The organism is Oceanisphaera litoralis, from assembly GCF_016907015.1.
GTDB classification, from domain to species: domain Bacteria; phylum Pseudomonadota; class Gammaproteobacteria; order Enterobacterales; family Aeromonadaceae; genus Oceanimonas; species Oceanimonas litoralis.
On the sequence record NZ_JAFBBE010000022.1, the window covers coordinates 24786 to 46245 of the forward strand.

At 60.8% G+C, this 21460-nt stretch carries 21 protein-coding genes; 6 read left to right on the forward strand and 15 right to left on the reverse strand.

Annotation, left to right across the window (positions count from 1 at the left end; all coding sequences use genetic code 11):
- The first annotated feature begins 186 nt into the window (after window positions 1-186).
- Entirely contained in the window at window positions 187-1881 is a 1695-nt protein-coding gene (locus HNR62_RS13215; RefSeq protein WP_204796560.1) for a sigma-54-dependent Fis family transcriptional regulator, read from the forward strand.
- A gap of 117 nt (window positions 1882-1998) precedes the next feature.
- Here HNR62_RS13215 and dmpG read toward each other — a convergent pair whose 3' ends face one another.
- From dmpG to ybaK, 13 genes are all read right to left on the reverse strand, one after another.
- Window positions 1999-3018 carry a 4-hydroxy-2-oxovalerate aldolase gene (gene dmpG / locus HNR62_RS13220; RefSeq protein WP_204796561.1) on the reverse strand — a complete coding sequence of 340 codons (1020 nt, stop codon included), beginning with the start codon at window positions 3016-3018 and terminating at the stop codon, window positions 1999-2001.
- The gene (locus HNR62_RS13225) at window positions 3015-3977 is read right to left on the reverse strand and encodes an acetaldehyde dehydrogenase (acetylating) (protein ID WP_204796562.1); all 963 of its coding nucleotides are present in this window, start codon (window positions 3975-3977) and stop codon (window positions 3015-3017) included. The genes dmpG and HNR62_RS13225 overlap by 4 nt, the downstream gene beginning before the upstream one ends.
- 3 nt (window positions 3978-3980) lie before the next feature.
- Window positions 3981-4784, reverse strand: coding sequence for a 2-keto-4-pentenoate hydratase (locus tag HNR62_RS13230; protein ID WP_204796563.1), 804 nt, complete (start codon window positions 4782-4784; stop codon window positions 3981-3983).
- A gap of 46 nt (window positions 4785-4830) precedes the next feature.
- Window positions 4831-5661 (reverse strand): alpha/beta fold hydrolase, encoded by an 831-nt coding sequence (locus HNR62_RS13235; RefSeq protein ID WP_275588105.1) that lies wholly within the window; start codon window positions 5659-5661, stop codon window positions 4831-4833.
- A 41-nt stretch (window positions 5662-5702) separates the two neighbouring features.
- The gene (locus HNR62_RS13240; protein WP_204796564.1) at window positions 5703-6617 is read right to left on the reverse strand and encodes a catechol 2,3-dioxygenase; all 915 of its coding nucleotides are present in this window, start codon (window positions 6615-6617) and stop codon (window positions 5703-5705) included.
- Between the two features lie 11 nt (window positions 6618-6628).
- Window positions 6629-6946, reverse strand: a complete 318-nt coding sequence (locus HNR62_RS13245) for a 2Fe-2S iron-sulfur cluster-binding protein (protein ID WP_204796565.1) — start codon at window positions 6944-6946, stop codon at window positions 6629-6631.
- Window positions 6947-6956: 10 nt separating this feature from the next.
- The gene (locus HNR62_RS13250; protein ID WP_204796566.1) at window positions 6957-8021 is read right to left on the reverse strand and encodes an NADH:ubiquinone reductase (Na(+)-transporting) subunit F; all 1065 of its coding nucleotides are present in this window, start codon (window positions 8019-8021) and stop codon (window positions 6957-6959) included.
- A 10-nt stretch (window positions 8022-8031) separates the two neighbouring features.
- Complete coding sequence (locus HNR62_RS13255; RefSeq protein WP_204796567.1) at window positions 8032-8382, reverse strand: phenol hydroxylase subunit P4; 351 nt, start codon at window positions 8380-8382, stop codon at window positions 8032-8034.
- A gap of 83 nt (window positions 8383-8465) precedes the next feature.
- The gene (locus HNR62_RS13260) at window positions 8466-10007 is read right to left on the reverse strand and encodes an aromatic/alkene/methane monooxygenase hydroxylase/oxygenase subunit alpha (protein ID WP_204796568.1); all 1542 of its coding nucleotides are present in this window, start codon (window positions 10005-10007) and stop codon (window positions 8466-8468) included.
- A gap of 43 nt (window positions 10008-10050) precedes the next feature.
- Window positions 10051-10323, reverse strand: coding sequence for an MmoB/DmpM family protein (locus tag HNR62_RS13265; protein WP_204796569.1), 273 nt, complete (start codon window positions 10321-10323; stop codon window positions 10051-10053).
- The gene (locus HNR62_RS13270) at window positions 10320-11324 is read right to left on the reverse strand and encodes an aromatic/alkene monooxygenase hydroxylase subunit beta (RefSeq protein ID WP_204796570.1); all 1005 of its coding nucleotides are present in this window, start codon (window positions 11322-11324) and stop codon (window positions 10320-10322) included. Before HNR62_RS13270 ends, HNR62_RS13265 begins: the two co-directional genes overlap by 4 nt.
- 42 nt (window positions 11325-11366) lie before the next feature.
- The gene (locus HNR62_RS13275; protein WP_204796571.1) at window positions 11367-11621 is read right to left on the reverse strand and encodes a phenol hydroxylase subunit; all 255 of its coding nucleotides are present in this window, start codon (window positions 11619-11621) and stop codon (window positions 11367-11369) included.
- Window positions 11622-12065: 444 nt separating this feature from the next.
- Window positions 12066-12527 carry a Cys-tRNA(Pro) deacylase gene (gene ybaK, locus HNR62_RS13280; RefSeq protein WP_204796572.1) on the reverse strand — a complete coding sequence of 154 codons (462 nt, stop codon included), beginning with the start codon at window positions 12525-12527 and terminating at the stop codon, window positions 12066-12068.
- 126 nt (window positions 12528-12653) lie between these two features.
- On the opposite strand from ybaK, the gene HNR62_RS13285 reads away from it, so the two are divergent.
- A complete protein-coding gene (locus tag HNR62_RS13285) occupies window positions 12654-12893 on the forward strand; it encodes a bile acid:sodium symporter family protein (RefSeq protein WP_275588106.1) in 240 nt (79 codons plus the stop codon).
- 230 nt (window positions 12894-13123) lie between these two features.
- On the opposite strand, the gene ppc is transcribed toward HNR62_RS13285, so the two are convergent.
- Window positions 13124-15760: a phosphoenolpyruvate carboxylase gene (ppc, locus tag HNR62_RS13290; RefSeq protein ID WP_204796573.1), complete on the reverse strand. Its 2637-nt coding sequence runs from the start codon at window positions 15758-15760 to the stop codon at window positions 13124-13126.
- A 112-nt stretch (window positions 15761-15872) separates the two neighbouring features.
- Window positions 15873-17024 (reverse strand): acetylornithine deacetylase, encoded by a 1152-nt coding sequence (argE, locus tag HNR62_RS13295; protein ID WP_204796574.1) that lies wholly within the window; start codon window positions 17022-17024, stop codon window positions 15873-15875.
- A 248-nt stretch (window positions 17025-17272) separates the two neighbouring features.
- Here argE and argC point away from each other — a divergent pair, with 248 nt between their 5' ends.
- From argC to HNR62_RS13315, 4 genes are read left to right on the forward strand one after another with little or no spacing between them, the layout of a single operon-like run.
- Window positions 17273-18286 (forward strand): N-acetyl-gamma-glutamyl-phosphate reductase, encoded by a 1014-nt coding sequence (argC, locus tag HNR62_RS13300; protein ID WP_204796575.1) that lies wholly within the window; start codon window positions 17273-17275, stop codon window positions 18284-18286.
- 6 nt (window positions 18287-18292) lie between these two features.
- Entirely contained in the window at window positions 18293-19102 is an 810-nt protein-coding gene (gene argB, locus HNR62_RS13305; protein WP_204796576.1) for an acetylglutamate kinase, read from the forward strand.
- 9 nt (window positions 19103-19111) lie between these two features.
- The gene (locus HNR62_RS13310; protein WP_204796577.1) at window positions 19112-20032 is read left to right on the forward strand and encodes an ornithine carbamoyltransferase; all 921 of its coding nucleotides are present in this window, start codon (window positions 19112-19114) and stop codon (window positions 20030-20032) included.
- A complete protein-coding gene (locus HNR62_RS13315) occupies window positions 20029-21240 on the forward strand; it encodes an argininosuccinate synthase (RefSeq protein WP_204796578.1) in 1212 nt (403 codons plus the stop codon). The genes HNR62_RS13310 and HNR62_RS13315 overlap by 4 nt, the downstream gene beginning before the upstream one ends.
- The last annotated feature ends 220 nt before the right edge of the window (window positions 21241-21460 follow it).

Below are 21460 nucleotides of genomic sequence, written 5' to 3' on the forward strand. Positions count from 1 at the left end.
ATCAGCTTACTTGATTATTACATCTCATTAACGCACCCTGTTCAATCAAAGCTCAGGACCCTTGTCCCTGGTACTGGCTGCGCCTCCTGATGGGTGCGGGTCTCGAGAAAATGGCCGGCCCCCTTGTGGTTGGGCTGGCCCGGTCAGGGGAGATGACACCTTGAACATACCAGAAGGAATCCGGTTATGAATAATTCCGCCTGTCTGAGTGACTGGGAGCAAAGCTCACCAGGCATTTCGGAAGTGGCTTCGCGGCTGCGTTTCTCCTTTCAGAGCGGCCAGATATGGCTCGATGAAGAGCGTATGGTGCTGATGCATTCCTCGGCGCTGGTGGCCCTGCGCAAGGAGTTGATCGATTCCCTGGGCATGGAGCGCGCGCGCGGCATTCTCACTCGCGTCGGTTATGCCTCCGGGCTGCGCGACGCCGAGATCGTGCGCAGCAGCTACCAGGGCCTGTCCGATCTGGAACTGCTGCACAAGGGAACGCTGTTTCATGCCCTCGAGGGTATGGTCAAGGTGGAGTTACAGGCGGTCGAGATAGACATCCAAGCTGGCCGCTATTACATGGATGCGCTATGGCAAAATTCGTTCGAGCTCCATATTCACCATACCCTGAACGGCACCGGCGATGGCCCTGTGTGCTGGAACGAGCTCGGCCATGCCACCGGCTATGTCAGTGGCATCATGGGGCGCTTTATTCTGCACAAGGAAGTGGAGCGGGGCCCGGATGGCTGTCGTTTCATCGGCATGCCGGTGGAGGACTGGGATGATGTCGAGGATGAGCTGCGCTACTACCAGCTGGATTCGGTGGTGGAGCAGATCCTCACGCTGCAGGGCCAGGTGGAGGATTTGCGCTCGGCACTGCCGGAGCGGTTGCAGCCTTCCGACATGATTGGCGAGTCGCCCGCCTTCAAACAGGCATGGGCGCTGGCCGAAAAGGCCGCCGCCAGCCCGGTTACCGTGTTGCTGCTCGGGGAAACCGGCGCCGGCAAGGACGTGTTTGCCCGGGCCATCCATAATGCCAGTCCCCGTGTCGACAAGCCCTTCGTTGCCGTCAACTGTGGTGCCCTGCCCAATGACCTGATCGAGTCGGAGCTGTTCGGCATCGAAAAAGGCGCCTTTACCGGGGCCCAGTCTTCGCGGCCCGGCCGGTTCGAACGGGCCGATGGCGGCACCCTGTTTCTCGACGAAGTCGGCGAGCTCAGCCTGGGGGCGCAGACCCGGCTGCTGCGGGCGTTGCAGTCAGGGGAGATCGACCGGCTGGGCGATACCCGCACGCGCAAGGTGGATGTGCGGGTCATTGCCGCCACCAACGTCGACCTGTCCGACGCGGTGGCCAAGGGCACCTTTCGCAAGGATCTCTATTACCGGCTGAATATCTTTCCGGTCTCGCTCCCGCCGTTGCGGGAACGGCCGGAGGACATTCTGCCGCTGGCGGAGCGCCTGCTCGACAAGTTCGCTACCCGTGAAGGAAAACGGGTGCGCGGCCTGACCGACAGGGCACGGCATGCGTTGCTGAGTCACGACTGGCCCGGCAACGTGCGGGAGCTGGAAAATGTTATGGAGCGGGGCATGATCCTGGCGGCGCCGGACAGTCTGATTGACGTCTCGACACTGTTCCTCTCGTCCGGTGATCCGCTGCAGTATGATGTGACTACCGGGCTCAACCGGGATGGGTGCCTCGGAAAAGGCGCGCGGGACGGCAAGGTGGATGCCTTTCTGGATCATGTCCTCGATCAGCGCATCCCGATGGAAGATCTGGAAGCCGTGGTGGTCAAGGCCGCCATTGAACGTTGCGAGGGCAACCTCAGTGCCGCCGCGCGACTGCTGGGGATCAGCCGGGCCCAGATCGGCTACAAGCAAAAGAAATTCGAGTTGTAGTGGTGGCGGCGGGGGCATGATCCGGGTCGGGTTTCCCGGCCTGCGGCAGAGCAACCAGTTCGGCGAGAGAAACAAAAAAGGGGTGAACGCGAGGCTCACCCCAACAATGGCTGCGCGTTAGCGGGTGCGCAGCATATCCAGCGCCACGTCGACGATCATGTCCTCCTGGCCTCCGACCATGCGTCGCTTGCCCAGCTCCACCAGAATATCGAAAGCCGACAGCCCGTATTTCTGCGCAGCCGCCTCGGTGTGGCGCAAAAAGCTGGAGTAGACACCGGCATAACCCAGCGCCAGGGTTTCCCGGTCAACCCGCACCGGGCGCTCCTGCAGCGGCCGCACTATATCCTCGGCGGCATTGATCAGCGCCTTGACGTCGCAGCCGTGATTCAGCCCCATGCGTTCGGCGACGGCAATAAACACCTCCAGCGGCGCGTTACCGGCCCCGGCGCCCATGCCGGTCAGGCTGGCGTCGATGCGGTTGCAGCCGTGCTCCAGTGCCACCAGGCTGTTGGCCACACCCAGGCTGAGGTTGTGGTGGGCGTGCATGCCGGTCTCGGTGGCGGGGTCGAGCACCTTCTTCAGGGCCTTGAAACGTTCGGCGATGTCATACATGTTCATCGCACCGCCCGAGTCCACCACATAGATGCACTGGGCGCCGTAGCTTTCCATCAGCCGGGCCTGCTCCGCCAGCCCTTCGGGCGTATTCATGTGGCTCATCATCAGAAAACCCACCGCATTCATGCCCAGTTCACGGGCATACTCGATATGCTGGCGGGACACGTCGGCCTCGGTGCAGTGGGTGGCCACGCGCACGATACGGGCGCCGGCGTCGTAGGCGGCCTTGAGGTCGTGCACTGTGCCGATGCCGGGCAGCAGCAGGGTCGCCACCTGGGCTTGTTTGAGCTCGCCGGCGACCGCCTCGATCCACTCCAGATCCGTGTGGGCGCCAAAGCCGTAGTTGAAACTCGAGCCCTGCAGGCCGTCACCATGAGCGACTTCGATGCTGTCGACGCCGGCGGCATCCAGTGCCCGGGCAATGGTACGGGCCTGGTCGAGGCTGTACTGGTGGCGCACTGCGTGCATGCCGTCGCGCAGGGTGACATCGGAAACATAAATCTTGCGGGTGGTATCGATCATTTCTGCTCTCCTCGCGCGGCCGCCTGGGCCTGGTGACGGCCGGCAAACCGCTCGGCGGCCGACAGCGCAGCGCTGGTCATGATGTCCAGGTTACCGGCATAGGCCGGCAGGTAATGGGCGGCACCTTCGACTTCGAGGAAGACAGATACCTTGAGCCCCGAGAGACGCCCGAGCCCCGGTATATTCAGCGGGCGTTCGGCGGTGATGCGTTCGAACTGCACCTCCTGCTTGAGCCGGTAGCCGGGCACGTAGGCCTGCACGGCCCGGGCCATTTCTGCCACCGAGGCCCGAATGGCGTTTTCGTCGGCCCCTTCCTCCGCCAGGCAGTAGACGGTATCGCGCATCATCAACGGCGGCTCGGCCGGGTTGAGGACGATAATCGCCTTGCCCTGCCGGGCACCGCCCACCTCGACGATGGCGCGGGAGGTGGTCTCGGTGAACTCGTCGATATTGGCGCGGGTGCCGGGGCCGGCCGATTTGCTGGCGATGGAGGCGACGATTTCGGCGTAGTGCACCTTCGCCACCTGGGATACAGCGCGCACCATGGGAATGGTGGCCTGGCCGCCGCAGGTCACCATGTTGATGTTGGGGGCGTTCAGGTGTTGTTCCAGATTGACCACGGGAACCACATAGGGGCCGATGGCCGCCGGCGTCAAGTCGATCACCTGCACGCCATGGGCCTGCAGTTTTTCGTTGTGGCGGGCGTGGGCGCCGGCCGAAGTGGCATCGAAGACGATGCGGATATCCTTGAAGTTGGGCAGGGCCAGCAGCCCGTCGATGCCCTCGGCGGTTGTCGGCACGCCCAGGCGGGCGGCCCGGGCCAGGCCGTCGGAGGCCGGGTCTATGCCCACCATGGCGCCCATTTCCAGGTATTGGGCATGGCGCATGATCTTGATCATCAGATCGGTGCCGATGTTGCCCGAGCCAATGATGGCAACGGGAATGCGTGCTTGTTTCATGTGTCAGCTCTCCAGAGTTGAGAAACGGGTGCGGACACGACCCAGCCCCTCGATGTCAGCGTGATAGGTGGCGCCGGCGCGTACCGCCTGCATCGGGCCCAGGGCCCCGGTCAGCAGTATGTCGCCTGCCTGCAGCGGGGTGCCGAGCTGCACCATGCGATCGGCGAGCCAGCAGGCGGCGTTCAATGGGTTGCCCAGGCAGGCACTGCCCTGGCCCCGGGAAACTTCGGTGCCGTTTTCGGTCAGGCGCATGGTGCAGTCGACTAGGTCGAAGCGGCTGAGCGACACCGGTCGGCTGCCGAGCACGAACAGGCCACAGGAGGCGTTGTCGGCAATGGTGTCGGTCAGGCCGATGTTCCAGTCGGCGATGCGGCTGTCGACGATCTCCAGCGCCGGCAGGGCGTAGGCGGTGGCGCCGATCAAATCGGCAACGGTGTGGCGTTCGCAGCTCAGGTCACGCTCCAGCACCAGCACGATTTCCGCCTCCACTTTCGGCTGCAGCAGCCGACTCAGGGGGATTTCCTCGTTGTCGCCACAGGCCATGTCGGCGAACAGGCAGCCATAGTCGGGGGAGTCGACGCCGAGCTGGCGCTGCACCGCCACCGAGGTCAGGCCTATCTTGCGGCCCACGATGCGGGCACCGGCATCGAGCCGACGCTGCACATTGGACTGCTGAATGCGGTAGGCCGCCTCGATGGCGTCGCCCTGGTGCAGGCGGATGTCTTCACGCAGGGGCGCGCAGGGCTGGCGCTTGCGCTCGGCGTCCACCAGGCGCTCGGCCAGGTATTCCAGATGGGATAATGTCATTGGGTTGTCCTGTATGCGGGGCCGCGAGGCCCCGGTTCATGTTCCGTCACTCCGCGAGGAAGTCACTCACCAGGCGGCGAAAGCGCTCGGCGTGCTCGATCTGCGCCCAGTGGCCGCACTCGCCGAACACATGCAACTGTGCATGCGTCAGCCAGTCGAGCAGAGTCAGCGAGTTTTGCAGCGGAATGACCTGGTCGTCACGGCCGTGGATGATCAGGGTCTCGTGCTGCAGGGCGCGGATATCTGCCTCCGGGCTGGTCAGGGCATCGACTCCAGCCTGGCGCGGCGCCGGAAACATGGCCGAGAAGGACTCCTGAAAGCCCGGGCGGATGCTCGCCTGATAGCGCAATTCGGCCAGTTCGTCGGTCACCAGTTCCCGGCTATGGGCAAAGACGTCGAGCAGCCCGCGCATGTTGTCCAGCGAAGGGGTATAGCCCCAGACGGCGTCCAGTCCGGGGGTGATGTCGAAGGGCACGCCCACGCTGCCCATCAGCACCAGCCGGCGCACACGGTGCGGGTAGGCGATGGCGAAGGCCAGGGCGATACTGCCGCCGAAGGAGTTGCCGACCAGGTCAACCTGTGGCAAATCCAGGGTGTCGAGCAGATCGAGCAGCTGGCGTACCCAGACGTCCTTGCCGTAGGTGATGCCATCGGGGCGTTCGGTATAGCCAAATCCAACCATGTCGGGGGCGATCACCCGCCGCTCCCTGGCCAGCTCGGGCATAAGCAGCCGCCAGTTGGCCCAGGCGGTGACGCCGGGGCCGGAGCCGTGGATCAGCACCACGGGATCCCCCGTGCCGAGGTCGTGACAATTGGTGGCGATATTGCCGGCCTGAATGCTGCGGCCCAGTTCCGGATTGTTGCTCATCATGTTCATGGGTTTCTCCATTAGGTGGTTAAAAAAAAAAGCGAGTTGACTCAGGTCACGACGGTGAGGAAGGTTTCGTTAAGCTTGCGTTCGGTGAAGAACAGGGCCTTGGGCATTTCATCGACGGTCCAGGTCAGTGTCGGGCGGTCCGGGTACCAGATGTAGCCGCCGCTGAAGACTTCGTTGCGGTTGCCGGACGGATCGAAGAAGTAGAGGGTTTCACCCCGGGTGATGCCGTGGCGGGTGGGTCCCACTTCGTGGGGCACGTCGTTGCTGGCGATAATATCGGCCGCATCCAGCACCTGGGCCCAGGAGTCGACGAAGAACGACATGTGATGCAGCTTGCCCTTGACCGGTCCCTGAATGAAGGCCACATCGTGCGGCTTGGTGCTGCAGCTCAGAAACACAGCCCGCTTCTCGTCGCCGTCCACCACCTGCTCGGTCAGATCGAAGCCCAGCACCTCGGTAAACAGCCGGTAGCTGCCTTCCACGTCGTCGCCGATCAGCGCGCAGTGGTCGAAGCGGCTGGGGTGGATGCCCTTGAGATCATCTGCCCGTATGCCGGGGTTGGTAGTCGGCATGCCGTTGCCATACAGCCCCTTGTGCGCATACAACTCGAACACATGGCCGGTGGGTGCGGTGAAGCGCAGCCGTTCACCGGTAAAGGGGTGCTCGCCGGCGGAAACCCATTCAACATCCAGCCCGAACTCGGTGATGGCCTTCGCCAGATCATGAAGGGTGGTTTCGTCCTCGACCTTGAAGGCCATGTAATCCATGCCCGGGGCGTCGGCTTCGCGCAGCACCAGGCTATGATGGTCATGCTCGTCCCAGGCCTTGAGAAAGACTCGTCCCTGCTCGTCCCGGGCGGTTTCCACCATGCCCAGCACCTTGACGTAGTGCGTGATTGCGGCACCCAGATCCATGACCCGGATGGCAATATGTCCCGGACGAAGCACTGTTTTCATACCCATAATCATCACCTCTTGTTGTTGTTTTCGGAGGAACGTTTAAGCCCCTTTCGCCCAAGTACCGCAATGGCCAGATCGGTTTTCGGATACAGCCTGCACGCCAGGGCAATGCCGGCATCTTCATCGGACTCGCTGACCTGCTCGCGGCTCATGCGCGTACAGTGATAACGGCCACTCAGCACCTGCACCCGGCACACCCCGCAGCCGCCACCCCGGCAGCCCAACGGAATCCCCTTGCAAGCCAGTCGCTGCATGCCCTCAAGGAGGTTGCGCTGGTCATCGCAGTGAAACTGTTCATCAGAGCCCTCTAGTCGGATCAAAGGCATGGTGATCTCCCTAGATGTTGCGGAACAAGGGGCTGCGGGTGGCCTGGTTGGCGGCATCCGCGGCACTGATAAATTTCTCCATGTGGATGTCGCGTTCGAACAGGCGGCCACGTATCAGGCTGCGGATCGACGCCTCTATCATCGGCGGCGGGCCGCACAGGTAGGCCTTGTGGTTGTGGAAGCCATCGGCATAGGTGCGCTCCGCCGCCTCGTGAGCGAAGCCCCGCTCGCCTGCCCAGTTGCTGTTATCGGGCTCGTCGGAGAGCACCGGCAGATAGCGGAACTGCGCATGTTCGCGGGCCAGCTGCTCGAACAGTTCGACGTAATACAGTTCGTCGCGGTTGCGCGCCCCATGGAACAGGGTGATGGGACGCGGGTCGCCGGCCTCCAGCAATTCGAGGATCATCGACTTGGGGCTGGACAGCCCGGAGCCGCCGGCAATGAATATCACCGGGTTGGGATCCGAATGGCGGGTGAAGAAGCGGCCCAGGGGCCCGCTGAAGGTCAGCTTCTGGCCGGTTTCCAGCGCTTCGTGCAACCAGGTGGTGACGGCGCCGCCCGGCACCTTGCGCACATTCAGTTCGATCAGGTTCGACTGGGACGGCGCGCTGGCGATGGAGAAGGCTCGGGGTTCGGCCACGCCGGGTACATACAGGTTGATGTACTGGCCGGCCTGGAATGCGATCTCCGCGTTGTCGACCCTGAGGAAGATGCCGCGAATGGTGGGCGTGAGCTCGACGATGGATTCCACCGTCGCCTCGAAGTCGCGCAGCGGAATGACTTTCGCGTCCGGGTCTTCGTCGATGTCCACCTCTATGATCAGATCCGACTGGGGCACGGCACAGCAGGCCAGCGCCTTGCCCTCGCTGCGTTCCATATCCATCAACGCGAAGGGCGACGCCTCGCCGAGGTCCACCTCGCCCTCCGACACCTGTACCTTGCAGGTGCCGCAGAGACCGTGGCCGCAGGCATGGGGCAGCCAGATACCGGCGCGCAGCGCGGCGTCGAGCAGGGTCTGCTCTTCCTCCACCTCGATCACCTGGCCGAGGGGTTCGATCGTCAGTTCGTAACTCATGGCAGCCTCCTCAAATTCCGTTCAGATCCGGTGTGTGCAGGGTGAGGAAGGCCTTGTGGCCTACGCCCAGGCTGGCAAAGGTCGCGCCGGGTTCGATATGCAGTGGCCGGCGCTCGAAGCGCCACCGGGCCTGCTGCCAGTCGATGGCCGGCCAGTCGGAGTGGGAGGCGAAGGCGCTCTGCTGCAGGGTGCTGTCGATAAAATCGGCAAAGGCTTGTTCCGGGTCGACCAGCACCGCGATGGGGGCGCTGATGCTCAGGTGGCCGCTCCATTCGACAAAGAGTAATTGCTGACCGTTGAATTGATCCGCGGCGTCGCGCACGGCACCACGGTAATCGGGTTTCAGGGCTACTACAGGCATACGATTCTCCTTGGCAGCGCCCGCCGGCGCCGCCTTGTTGCTGTTTCAGTCATGGTTTAAACGGGTCTTGAATGACGCTGGCGTCAGTCCTGCGCTCGGGGCACCGCTTCCTGGCCTTTCCAGGACGCCCAGTTGCGCGCGTCTTCCGATGTCTCGAAGGGCCCGGTATCGACACCTGGTTCCAGGTGCGACCAGCGAACCACGTCCTCGATCTCCGGACCGCCGGCCTTGCCCTTGAGGATCTGCTGTACCGGCAACCAGGCCTGGACGTATTTTTCCGGCTCGTCGTCGAAGATGTCCTTGCAGCCGTCGGAGCAGAACTGATAGCGCTCGCCCTGGTACAGGCTTTCACGTTGGCTGCGGGTCTGCGGGTCGCCCGGCTCGGTGAAGATCATGGGGAGCTGGCAGGTCTGACACAGGCAGGGCAGGCTGGTGTTGAGCCAGCGTTTACCGGCGTCTTCCTGTTGCTTCCAGTGCTCATAACGCGGACGGTAGGTTTGCTCGAAGCTGTTCGGATACTGTTCGGCAAGCCAGGCCATCTCTTCTTCCTTCGGCAGCCAGGCATGCACACCCGTGCCCCAGCAGTACTGATAAAACATGCTCCAGGCCTGGTGAGTGATGTGATCCTTTTCCTTGACCGTATCTTCCCAGTACTTGGGCTTGCGGATGCCATAGCGTTCGAGATCGGCGAACAGGGCGCCGCCGCTTTGCTCGAAGTAGATCTCCCAGCCTTCGCGCCAGGACATGATTTTCTTCGGCAGCATGTAGTCCATCATCATGCCGACCAGGGTCAGCAGGCGGTAGCCGCGCCAGAACCACTTGTCGATCCATTTCTGCACTATCGGCACGTTGTCCGGGTCCTGCTCCAGGATGAACTTGATCGCCTCGAGCCCCAGGGTCATGTGGCGCGCCTCGTCGGACTGGGCGGAGAAGCCGAAGGTCACGGTGGCCATGTCGCCGTTGTAGGCGGCGCCGGACATGAACGGCATGAACAGCAGGTTGGTCAGCACGTATTCGAAGGAGAACGAAATCGATACCAGGTATTCGAATGGTCCCGCTGACATGGCATCGTTAACGAACGACTTGGGCACCGAGAGGTACCAGAGGCGATCGAAATTCTGCGGCCAGGAATGGAAACCGTTGAAATAGCGGTTGTAGTGGCTGAGGGTGTGCACCTGGGTCTGGCAGTGACGTAATTCGTCAATCGACTGCATCTGGCAGGCTATGCGGGGTCCGACACCGCGAAACTGCCGGCCGGCCATGGCGAAACCACGATGGGCGTTGTACTCGATCGGGGTGACCGCGGTCAGGAACAGCTTGATGGCGTTGACGTAACGCGCATCGCTGACATTCAGGTGGCCGTTGTTCTGCGAGAAGGCGTCGATGATGGCGTAGAGCTTGCGCTCCTTCTCGGACTGGTATTTCCAGTAGGCATCCATGGTCAGGCGGAAGGGATCTTCCCACTTTTCCCAATCGTGGATCTTGATGCCCTCGAACTGATCGAAAGGAAACACCTCGTCCATCGAAACATAGCTGGTTTCCCAGCCCAGCCCGCGGGTCATCATGCCGTACTTGTCCTTCAGACTGAGCTTGCGTGCGGCGGTGGAAGTGGCTTGCGAGTTCATGGTCTATCTCCGTTGTCGTTCTTGTGCAATGACAGGCATTCGCTCAGCGAAACCAGCCCACGGTAAAGCTATCTTCGGTTTCGTCGATGTTGCCCGAGATGCTGATCAGGTTGATCTGTATCTCCTGCAGATCCCAGGAACGGCCGAGCATCTCTTCGACCGACTCCCGGCGGATCACCAGCTGATCCGGGGCGTCGATCTTGACCATCGCTGGCAGGTACTGAATGCTGGCGTGCGGGTTGTCCTGTTCGATGGCCTCAATGATTGGCCGGGTATCGTCGTTGGCCTGAAAGGCGATAAAAACGTTGTTGCTCATGCGGTTTTTTCCTCCATCGACAGGCCTATTTTGGTCAGACGCTGCGCGAACGCGGCATCGAACTGTTCCAGATCCCGAGCATCGCCGCCCGACTCGGCAATCAACACCCCCACGGCTTCACGGGCCGGGCCCTGCCAGGTCTCGATCCAGCGGCTTAACAGCTCGCGGTTGGCGTCGGACTCCGCGGCCACGGTTTTCAGCACCGAGTTCACCCAGGGCTGGGTCTCGTTGAACCACTCGCTCATGAAGGCCGTGAGCATGCCCATGGTCGGTGCCCCCTTGGCGACCAGCTCGCGGTCGACGATCTGCTTCGCCAGCGGATAGAGGTAACCATCAAACACCAGGTTTTGCGCCACGAAGAGTTCAAACCAGTCCTTGACCACAAACATGCGCTCGACGCCTTGGCGCAAGGGCTGCCAGCAAGGCGCCTCCAGCCACTCCTGCCTGGCCTGCTCCAGTGAGCTGCCCTGGTTGCCATCCAGCAGCAGGCCGATGCGCGTCAGGTACTGGGCCGAGCCAAGGCGGTCCATGGTGGCGAACATGGTGGCGTTGGTCAGGGTGGCGCCATAGCCGTAACCGGTGATGAAGCTGTTGTTCATGTTGGCGCCCCACTCGTAATGGCGCAGTGGCACCAGTAGCTTGAGGGCAGCGGTCAGGGTGTCGGCCGGCATGCTGGCCAGCAGACCGTTCTTGTCGACGAAGGTGAAATTACTCTCCAGCACTTCCTGCTGGCGGGCACGGATCTGGGTGTAGGTGCCGTAATAGAGTTGGCGCGGATCCTTGAGCTGGTACCAGTCCTGCATGGTGATGGCCGTGCGGGTACTGTCGTAAATGTCGTGTTCTGGCTGCCACAGCGGCCGGTAATGGAAGTTGATTTCCTCCTGAATATCGTAACTGGCCTCCTGATAACGGGACGCCGGCTTGTCGCCAAATCGCTTTTGCACATAGGCATAGGTGCTGCGTATGGGTTTGACGGACGATGTCTTGATATCGATCTGCATGTATAAAACCTTCCTTGTTGCTTTATGTAACGTTGGACGAAATTATTCGCTGATACCGGGCTGACCGAAGCGCCACTTCAGTCGGTCGTACTCAACCTGAGCCACCTGCTCCGCGCTCAGGTGTTGTACGCCGTGACGGGCGCAAAACTCCTCGAATGCCTGCAACGGCATGATCATGTCGACGGCCAACTCCGGATCACCGACCGAGAATTCGAATTCCACGAAACGCTGCCGTTGAGTGCCGGTGACGCGGATAAAGCAGGCGGATTCGGTAAGTGGCTGTTGAAGACTGTACATAAACGTAACCCCTTGTGTTTCCTCCATGATAAGAAGGCAAAGGGCGTGCCAAAAAATAATCTAGATGTTTATCAGTAACTTAACAGATGCACGTAAATCATCTGTTAATTTTATGTTTGTTATATTCGAAAGGTGAAAAGGGGGGTTAAGAAAATTCGCAAGGCGTTTTTAGCGGTGAAGACCATGAGGAGTAGCCGCAGGAGGCCTGCGTTACAGGCCGTGATGAAGGTTCAGGGCAGGGGAGGGAGGGTAAATTAATTGTTGGTTTATGGTTTTGTGCTGGTGAGTCACTCGCGGGAGGGGGGATATGGGGGCTGGGGGACTGGAGATTGCAGGCACGGCTCCGTGCCTGCAATCTCCGCCGGACGGCTTAAAGCCTGTCAGCCGGTAATCAAAGCCTGGTGATTATCCCATTGATAAGCCGAATAAAAACGTTGCTGCGCCTCACTCGGCAATATCGGCCATCACGGCGCCGAGCAGGGTCTGCAGGCTGTCGGCGGTCACGCCGAGCGACAGCCCCCGCTTGCCGCCGGACACTAGCACGAAGGGATGCAGTGGCGCCGAGGCGTCCAGCACCGTGGGCAGCCGCTTCTTCTGGGCGAAGGGGCTGATGCCGCCCACCTTGTAACCGGTCAACCGCTCCGCCTTTGCCGGCGGCATCATCTCCAGCTTCTTTACCCCGGCGGCCCTGGCCAATCGCTTCAGGTTCACCTTGCCGGAAGAGGGCACCAGTGCTACCACGGCGCCCTGCTCGCCTTCGGTCAGCAGTGTCTTGAACACCCGCGCCGGCGGCACCTGTAACTGCTCCGCCGCATGGGCACCGAAGTCATCCAGAGCGGTGCACTCATAGGGGTGCAGGGTAAAGGCTACTTTTTGCTGTTCCAGAAACAGGATGGCGGGGGTCATGGCAGGGTCCGAAATAATGAGGCGGCAGTATGGCTCGATTATGCAATGTTTTATTAAGCGATTGAATTGGTGATAACGGCCTCCCTTGTGACATAAGACAACTACCTTGAAAATCTCCGCGCCCTGATGGGCTTCGACAAGAAAGTCTGCCGTACCATCGCCTTCGAAGTGGGACTGCAAAACTCCGGTCTGGCGGCGGCACTGGCGATGAAGTTCTTCACCCCCACGGCGGCCCTGCCCGGCACCCTGTTCAGCGTGTGGCACAACATTTCCGGTTCCCTGCTGGCCGGCTACTGGGCCAAGAAGCCTCTGGCCGAGCCAGTCGCATCGGGCGAAATAGTTAATGAAGCAGTAAGTAAAGGCTAAACTGACTCGCCTGATAGCCAAGTGATAAAAAGCCCCAGAGCCTGTCGGCTCCGGGGCTTTTTATCATGTTCACCAGGTGGCTCAGAGGTTAAAGAGAGGTGACTGGGATAGCCTCAGCCGACTATCAGCTTCGAGTCCCTCTGGATAAAGTTGCAGGCACGAAGTCGTGCCTGCAATCTCCGTCGAGCTACTTACAGCTGATAGCTTAAAGCTGACCGCTTACAGCTTGTTTACCCCGTATTGCGCATGCCGGCGGCGATACCGGCGATGGTGACCATGAGCGCCTGATCCAGGGCAGGGTGAATATCACCCTGCTGGCGCGAACGCTTGAGCAGCTCGGCCTGCAATACGTTGAGCGGATCCGTATAGGGATTGCGCAGCGTGATGGATTCCTTGATCCAGGGCTCGTCGGACAGTAGCTCCGCTTCTTCTTTAAGCTGCAATACCAGCGTCATGCTGGCCTGCAGCTCGTTGCGCAAACGCTTGCCCAGCGGCTTGAGCTCGGCCGGTACCAGCAGGCTGTCGTAGTAGGCGGCCAGGCCGGGGTCGGCCTTGAGGAACACCATCTCCAGCATGTCGAGTCGGGCGCGGAAGAAGGGCCAGCGTTTGTTCATGGCGACAAGGGTGTCTTCCTGCCCGTCGGCGATCACCTTTTCCAGCCCCTTGTGGGCGCCGAGCCAGGCGGGCAGCATCAGCCGGTTCTGGGTCCAGGCGAAAATCCAGGGAATGGCGCGCAGGCTTTCCACCCCGCCGTTGGGCTTGCGCTTGGCCGGACGCGAACCCAGCGGCAGCTTGCCCAGTTCCAGCTCGGGGGTGGCGGCGCGGAAATAAGGCACAAAGTCCGGCTCGTCGCGGATCAGCGAACGATAGTGGGCACAGGAGACCTCGGCCATGGTGTCCATCAGCTCGCGCCATTGGGGCTCGGGTTCGGGCGGCGGCAGCAGGTTGGCCTCCAGTACGGCGCTGGCATAAAGCGCCAGACTGTCGATGGCCACCTGGGGCAGGCCGAACTTGAAGCGGATCATTTCGCCCTGCTCGGTGACGCGCAGGCCGCCGAGGGTGGAGCCGGGGGGTTGAGCCAGAATGCCCTGCCGTGCCGGACCGCCGCCGCGACCCAGGCTGCCGCCCCGACCGTGAAACAGGGTCAGCTTGATCTGTTCCTGCTCGCTGATGGCCACCAGTTTTTCCATGGCACTGTACTGGGCCCAGCCCGCAGCCAGCATGCCCGCGTCCTTGGCCGAGTCGGAATAGCCGATCATCACGAACTGGCGACCCTGCAGGTAACCGCGATACCAGGGGAGATGGTACAGCTGCTCGATCACCTCGGCGCCGTTGTTGAGATCGTCCAGAGTCTCGAACAGGGGCGCCACCGGCATCGGGAAGTCGACGCCACATTCTTTCAGCAGCAGTTGTACCGCCAGCACATCGGACGGCGCGCCGGCCATGGAGATGATGTAGATGCCGAAGGCATCTTGCGGATGCTCGGCAATCATCTGGCAGGTATCCAGTACTTCTCTGGTGTCGTCCGAGGGTTGCCACTGGCCCGGCAGCCCTTGCCGCGGTAATAAGGGGCGACGGGAATTCAGTTCGTTGAGCAGAAACGCCTGCTTGTCGGCTTCGCTCCAGTCGGCGTAATCGCCGAGACCGAGGTAACGGGTGATTTCGGCCAGGGCCTGGGTATGGCGTTCGCCGTCCTGGCGGATATCCAGTTTGAGCAGATGGATGCCGAAACAGGCCACCTTGCGGATCACGTCCAGCAGCAGGCCGTCGGCGATCTTGCCGAGGCCGCATTCCTGCAGCGAGCGATAGCACAGCTCCAGCGGGGCGCGCAACTGCTCTGTGGTGGTGATCAGATCCCGGGCGTCGGTGCTCTGACCCTGCACCCGGGCGTTGAGGTGCAGCAGGGTTTCGCGCAGATCTTCCCGCAGGATGCGCAGTATGGCCCGGTACGGTTCGTCGCTCTGATCGGCCTGGCGATAGAGTTCATCGTTGGCCTGGGACATCGACAGTTCGGACACCAGTTCCTGGATGTCGTTGAGAAACAGCGAGCTGGCCATCCAGCGACCGAGCAGCAGTACTTCCCGGGTCACCCTGGCGGTGACGAAGGGGTTGCCGTCCCGGTCGCCGCCCATCCAGGATGCGAAGCGCACCGGCGCCGCGTCCAGCGGCAGCCGGATGCCCAGCTGTTCCTTCAACTGGCTGTCGAGCTGGCGCATGAAGGTGGGCAGGGCGGGCCAGAGGCTGTTTTCGATCACCGCAAAGCCCCATTTGGCTTCGTCGACCGGGGTCGGCCGCTGGGCGCGGATTTCGTTGCTGTGCCAGGCTTGGGTGATCAGCTGCTCGATCCGGGCCAGCAGTTCGGCCTTTTCCGACTCGGGCAGGTCCAGTTCCAGCGCCGCCAGGCAGTCGTTGAGCTGAACATGCTTGTGGATAAAGGTGCGGCGGGTCACTTCGGTGGGGTGGGCGGTCAGCACCAGTTCGATATCCAGCGCGTCCACCGCCGCCCTGATGTTGTCTTCATTCACCTCGGCGGCCTTCAGCCGCTCGAACACCTGGCGGAGCGGGCCGGCACCGGCATGCTGCCGGGTCTCCCGGGAGATGGTATGAAACTGTTCGGCCACGTTGGCCAGATTGAGAAACTGACTGAAGGCGCGGGCCACCGGCAACAGCTCGTCATCACTCAGGTGCTTGAGGGTATCCAGTAATTGCTGCTGATCGTCATCGTTGCCCTTGCGGGCCGACTTGGCCAGCTGGCGAATGGTTTCTATCTTGTCGAGAAAGGCCTGGCCGTGGTGATCCTTGATGGTATCGCCCAACAGTTGCCCCAGCAGGCCGACATTGGCTCTGAGTGCCGCATGATTATCCATATCTGCCTCCTTTTTCCGTTAAATTACTACAATAAAAAATATTCTGGCTCATATGTAGCTATTTTTCTTATATCTGGTCAATCTCGTTGTGGACTGACCAGATATATGTAGTTTATTTACTTAAACAGAAACGGCTGACCAGCTGTTGCAGTATCTCTACGGTGGGTTTGACGAAGGACAGATCCAGATACTCGTCGGGCTGGTGCGCCTGGGCAATATGTCCCGGGCCCAGCACTATGGTCTGGCAGCCCAGCTGGTTGATGAAGGGCGCCTCGGTGCAGTAGTTGACCGCCTCGGCTTTATTGCCGGACATGGTTTCCGCCGCCTTGACCAGCTCGCCGTCCGGATCCGTACCATAAGGCGGAATCGGCTCATGCAGGTGGGTCAGTTCCAGCGCCTTGGGATACTGCTGTTTGATCGGCTCCAATGCGTGATGCAGCAGGCCCAGCAGTTCGTCGGGGCCCACGCCGGGGATGGGGCGCATGTCGAAGTGCAGTTCGCAGCAGGCACAGATGCGGTTGGGGCTGTCACCGCCACTGATATGGCCCAGGTTGAGGGTCGGCTGAGGCACCTTGAAATGGTGATTGCCGTAGTTTTCCTTCAGCTGGCGCTGGAGGTCCAGCAGTCGGCCCATTACCTGATGCATGATCTCGAGCGCGTTGACGCCGTTGGCCGGATCCGAGCTGTGGCCGCTCCGGCCTGTGATGCGAATGGCTTCGGACATGTGGCCCTTGTGCATCATGACCGGCACCAGACCGGTGGGTTCGCCGATGACCGCATAATCGGGCTTGATGGCCATGGCGCTGGCGATGGCACGGGCACCGGCCATGGTGGTTTCTTCATCGGCGGTGGCGAGAATGCGAATGGGCTTGTCGAGCTTGCTCAGATCCAGGTCTTTCAGCGCCTCGACGATAAAGGCGAAGAAGCCCTTCATGTCGATGACCCCGAGGCCGTAGAGGCGGTTGCCTTCTTCGGTGAGTTTGAAGGGGTCTTTGGTCCAGCGGCCCGGGTCGAAGGGCACGGTATCGGTGTGGCCGGCCAGCAGCAGGCCGCCGTCGCCTTCGCCTTTGGTGGCGAGCAGGTTGAACTTGCCGGGCAGATCGGGCAATTCGGTTACCTCGACGGAAAAGCCGAGCTGGCTGAACCAGTCAGCCAGCAGCCGAATCACCTGCTCGTTACTCTGATCCCAGCTGCTCTCTGTGCTGCTGATGGAAGGAAGGGCGATGATGCTGCGGTACATGTCCAGCAGTTTGAGCGATGTCATAGGATCTCCGTCGGAAGTTATCTAATTTAAATTCAGCACAATTGCATAAATATGTTTTTATTGCTAGGCTGCCAGCTTATTCATATCCGGGTAACCAGCGTAACAGATGGCCATGTATTTCCCCTCTTCGATACGGCGACGACGACAGCTCGCCTGAGCCTTTTCTTTAGGGTGACATAAGCCCTGAAAACACGCTAGGCTGACGCCTGCATCTATACCAAGCCGAATTCAAACTGACGGATACGCCCATGTTAAAAGCTGCAATTATTGGTGCCAGTGGTTATACCGGAGCCGAGCTGGCCGGCCTGATCCAGAGCCACCCCAACCTGACCCTGTCCGGCCTCTATGTGTCTGAAGGCAGCCAGGATGCACATAAATCCTTCGCCAGCCTGCACCCGCGCTGGCGCGGTGTGATCGACCTGCCGCTGCTGCCGCTGGATGATGAAGCCCTGAGCCGCATTCATACCGAAGCGGATCTGGTGCTGATGGCCACCGCCCATGAAGTGAGTCACGATCTGGCGCCGGGTTTTCTGGCCAAGGGGCTGCCGGTATTCGATTTGTCCGGTGCCTTCCGGGTTCCCGGCGACGGTTTCTACGAGCGCTTCTATGGTTTCCAGCATCAGCACGGTGACTGGCTGGCTCGGGCCGCCTACGGTCTGGCCGAGTGGAATCAGGACGCCATCAAGGCGGCGCAGCTGATTGCCGTGCCCGGCTGTTACCCCACCGCCTCGCTCAGCGCACTCAAGCCGCTGCAGGCCGCCGGCCTGATTGCCGAGGGCAGCAAGCCCATTATCAGCGCCGTGTCCGGCGTCAGTGGTGCCGGCCGCAAGGCAAGCATGGCCAACAGCTTCTGCGAAGTCAGCTTCAAGCCTTATGGTGTGCTCAATCATCGCCACCAGCCGGAAATCAGCCACCATCTGAGCAATCAGGTGGTGTTTCAGCCGCATCTGGGCAACTTCATTCGCGGTATTCTCGCCACCATCTATGTGCAGCTGAACGACAATGTCGGCGACGAACAGATTGCCGCCGCCTACCAGCAGGCGTATCAGGGCCAGAAAATCGTGCGTCTGACCGGCCAGTGGCCACAGATCAACGATGTGGCGGGTACGCCCTTCTGTGACCTGCATTGGGCCCGGGACGGCAATCAGCTGATTGTGGTGTCGGCGATAGACAACCTGCTGAAAGGCGCGGCCAGTCAGGCCATTCAGTGTATCAATATTCATCAGGGATTCTCGCCGCTGGCGGGCCTGGTTCAGGAGTAATCAAGGATGACAATCCAACAATCACAGCCATCATCGGCGCAGCAGCCGCTGATCATCAAGCTGGGTGGCACCCTGCTCGAAAGCGACACGGCCCTGGCGGCCCTGTTCACCACCCTCAAGGCTTTTTTCGATAAGGTTGGCCGCCCGCTGGTGCTGGTGCACGGCGGCGGCGTGCTGGTGGATAACCAGCTCAAGGCCATGGGCCTGACCTCCACCAAGAAAGACGGCCTGCGGGTGACCCCCTTCGACCAGATTCCGGTTATCGCCGGTGCCCTGGCCGGTACCGCCAACAAGTTGCTGCTGGCTCAGGCCATCGCGCACGACATCAAGTCGGTCGGTCTGTGCCTGGCGGACGGCGGCCTGTGCCGGGTCAGTCAGCTGGATCCCGAGCTGGGTGCCGTGGGCCAGATTGAAGGTGGCGATGCCACCCTGGTCAGCACCCTGCTGGCCGGTGGCTTCCTGCCGGTGGTCAGCTCCATCGGCATTACCTTCGACGGCCAGCTGATGAACGTGAATGCGGATCAGGCCGCCACCGCCATCGCCGAAATTCTGGATGCGGATCTGGTGATGCTGTCGGACGTGAGCGGCATTCTCGACGGCAAGGGTCAGCGTATCGCCGAACTGAACGAGGCGGACGCCCTGGATCTGATGCAACAGAACATTATCAAGGACGGCATGGCGGTCAAGGTCAAGGCGGCGCTCAAGGCCACCAAGACCCTGGGCAAACCGGTGGCCGTGGGTAGCTGGCGCTATCCGGAACAATTGTTGTCGCTGCTGGCCGGTGAGTCCGAGTATGGCACTCGGATTTCCCACTAAGGAGGCGTTATGCAGCATTTATTGAGTTTGAAAGATTACAGCAAAGAACAGATCGAACAGATCCTGATCCTGGCCAAAGACCTCAAGGCCAATCCGGACAAGTATGCGGATGCCCTCAAGGGCAAGAGCGTGGTGACCCTGTTCGAAAAACCCTCGCTGCGTACCCGGGTGACCCTCGACATCGGTATCAACCGGCTGGGCGGCCATGCGGTGTACCTGGACAGCCAGAACGGCGCCATGGGCAACCGGGAAACGGTACAGGACTTTGCCGCCAACCTGTCGCGCTGGTCCGACGCCATAGTGGCGCGGGTCTACGAACACCAGACTCTGGTGGAAATGACAAAATATGCGCAGGTACCGGTGATCAACTCCCTCTGTAACCTGTATCATCCGTGTCAGGCGCTGGCGGACTTCATGACCATTGCCGAGCATCATGAAGATCTGAGCAAGGTGCACCTGGCCTATGTGGGCGATGGTAACAATGTGACCAACTCGCTGCTGCTGGCCGGTGCCATTCTGGGCTCCACCGTCACTGCCGTGTGCCCTCGGGGCCACAACGTGGATGCCCAGATCCTGAAGGAAGCCGAGGCACTGGCTGCCGTGAGTGGTGCCAGGGTTCGGGTGACCGACAACCTCGATGAGGTGGAAGGCATTGATGTACTCTATACGGATACCTGGGTGTCCATGGGCGACGAAACGCCACTGGAACAGGTGAAGGAAATCTTCATGCCGTATCAGATCAATCAGGCCATGCTCGACAAAACCGGAGCCAAACAGGTTCTGCATTGTCAGCCTGCCCACAGGGAGTGGGAAATAACTTCCGAGGTAATGGACGGCCCCGCCTCCTTTATCCTCGACCAAGCTGAAAATCGCATGCACGTCCAGAATGCCGTGCTGCTGACATTGATTAACAGGGATATTCACTCATGAGCCAATTCAAAAAAATTCTGCTGGCCTACTCTGGCGGTCTGGACACTTCTGCCATCATTCCGTGGCTGAAAGAGAACTACGAAGGGTGTGAAATCATCGCCTTCGTGGGTGATGTGGGTCAGGGCGAGGAAGAGCTGGAAGGCATCGAAGCCAAAGCCCTCGCCTCCGGTGCGGTCAAGTGCATCGTCGCCGACCTGAAAGACGAGTTCGTCAATGACTATGTGTATCCTACCCTGAAAACCGGTGCCATCTACGAAGGCACCTATTTGCTGGGTACCTCCATGGCGCGGCCCATTATTGCCAAGGCCATGGCCGAAGCGGCCCTGGCCGAAGGCGCCGAGGCGATTGCTCACGGTTGTACCGGCAAGGGTAACGATCAGGTGCGTTTCGAAGGTGCCGTCGCGGCACTGGCTCCGCAGCTGGCGATTATCGCCCCCTGGCGTATCTGGGACATGCGCAGCCGCGAAGACCTGTTGAACTACCTGGCCGAGCGCAACATCAAGACCACCGCCAGCGCCACCAAGATCTATTCCCGCGATGCCAATGCCTGGCACATCTCCACCGAAGGTGGCGAGCTGGAAAGCACCTGGAATGAGCCGTCCGAGCAGGCCTGGACCTGGACCGTGTCTCCCGAGCAGGCCCCCGACAAGGCCGAAACCCTGTCGTTGACCATTGAGCAAGGCCGCATCGTCGCCGTAGACGGCGAGCAGATGAGCCCGTATCAGGTGCTGGTTACCCTGAACGAGCGCGCCGCCAAGCACGGCGTGGGCCGGGTGGATATCGTCGAAAACCGTCTGGTGGGCATGAAGTCTCGTGGCTGCTACGAAACTCCGGGCGGCACCGTCATGATGGCCGCCCTGCGCGCGATCGAAGAGCTGGTGCTGGACAAGCCGACCCGAGCCTGGCGTGAAAAAGTGGGTGCCGAGTTCTCTCACCTGGTCTACGACGGTCGCTGGTTCACCCCGCTGTGCAAGGCGCTGCTGGCTTCTGCCAACGCCATTGCCGAAGACGTATCCGGTGAAGTGGTACTGAAGATGTACAAGGGGCAGGTAACGGCGATTCAGAAGTCTTCGCCCAACAGCCTGTACTCGGAAGAGTTCGCCACCTTCGGTGAAGACGAAGTGTACGATCAGAGCCACGCCGAAGGCTTTATCCGTCTGTACTCGCTGGCCAGTCGCATCAAGGCGCTGAACAGCCTGAAAAAATAAGTGTAACTGTTCAGGTTAACGCTTAACCGCAGGGGGCTTTATGCCCCCTTTTTGCTTATAGAAGGAAGCAGTCAGCCGTAAGCTGTAAGTTCAAGATAAAACACAAACCCTACAAAATCGGTCGAATGAATTCGACCCTACGAGTGGTTCGAGTCTTTTTGTAGGGTCCAATTCATTGGACCAAAAACCGTAGCACGACCTCAAAGGGATCGATAGGTTT

Coding starts and splice junctions, on each gene's coding strand:
- HNR62_RS13235 (WP_275588105.1), bottom strand. CDS start 5,661: ATGAACATGATGAGCAACAATCCGGAACTGGGCCGCAGCATTCAGGCC.
- HNR62_RS13225 (WP_204796562.1), bottom strand. CDS start 3,977: ATGAAACAAGCACGCATTCCCGTTGCCATCATTGGCTCGGGCAACATC.
- HNR62_RS13255 (WP_204796567.1), bottom strand. CDS start 8,382: ATGCCTGTAGTAGCCCTGAAACCCGATTACCGTGGTGCCGTGCGCGAC.
- ppc (WP_204796573.1), bottom strand. CDS start 15,760: ATGGATAATCATGCGGCACTCAGAGCCAATGTCGGCCTGCTGGGGCAA.
- HNR62_RS13230 (WP_204796563.1), bottom strand. CDS start 4,784: ATGACATTATCCCATCTGGAATACCTGGCCGAGCGCCTGGTGGACGCC.
- HNR62_RS13315 (WP_204796578.1), top strand. CDS start 20,029: ATGAGCCAATTCAAAAAAATTCTGCTGGCCTACTCTGGCGGTCTGGAC.
- argC (WP_204796575.1), top strand. CDS start 17,273: ATGTTAAAAGCTGCAATTATTGGTGCCAGTGGTTATACCGGAGCCGAG.
- HNR62_RS13260 (WP_204796568.1), bottom strand. CDS start 10,007: ATGAACTCGCAAGCCACTTCCACCGCCGCACGCAAGCTCAGTCTGAAG.
- HNR62_RS13265 (WP_204796569.1), bottom strand. CDS start 10,323: ATGAGCAACAACGTTTTTATCGCCTTTCAGGCCAACGACGATACCCGG.
- HNR62_RS13270 (WP_204796570.1), bottom strand. CDS start 11,324: ATGCAGATCGATATCAAGACATCGTCCGTCAAACCCATACGCAGCACC.
- HNR62_RS13275 (WP_204796571.1), bottom strand. CDS start 11,621: ATGTACAGTCTTCAACAGCCACTTACCGAATCCGCCTGCTTTATCCGC.
- HNR62_RS13250 (WP_204796566.1), bottom strand. CDS start 8,021: ATGAGTTACGAACTGACGATCGAACCCCTCGGCCAGGTGATCGAGGTG.
- dmpG (WP_204796561.1), bottom strand. CDS start 3,018: ATGATCGATACCACCCGCAAGATTTATGTTTCCGATGTCACCCTGCGC.
- HNR62_RS13240 (WP_204796564.1), bottom strand. CDS start 6,617: ATGAAAACAGTGCTTCGTCCGGGACATATTGCCATCCGGGTCATGGAT.
- HNR62_RS13285 (WP_275588106.1), top strand. CDS start 12,654: ATGGGCTTCGACAAGAAAGTCTGCCGTACCATCGCCTTCGAAGTGGGA.
- HNR62_RS13215 (WP_204796560.1), top strand. CDS start 187: ATGAATAATTCCGCCTGTCTGAGTGACTGGGAGCAAAGCTCACCAGGC.
- argB (WP_204796576.1), top strand. CDS start 18,293: ATGACAATCCAACAATCACAGCCATCATCGGCGCAGCAGCCGCTGATC.
- HNR62_RS13245 (WP_204796565.1), bottom strand. CDS start 6,946: ATGCCTTTGATCCGACTAGAGGGCTCTGATGAACAGTTTCACTGCGAT.
- HNR62_RS13310 (WP_204796577.1), top strand. CDS start 19,112: ATGCAGCATTTATTGAGTTTGAAAGATTACAGCAAAGAACAGATCGAA.
- argE (WP_204796574.1), bottom strand. CDS start 17,024: ATGACATCGCTCAAACTGCTGGACATGTACCGCAGCATCATCGCCCTT.
- ybaK (WP_204796572.1), bottom strand. CDS start 12,527: ATGACCCCCGCCATCCTGTTTCTGGAACAGCAAAAAGTAGCCTTTACC.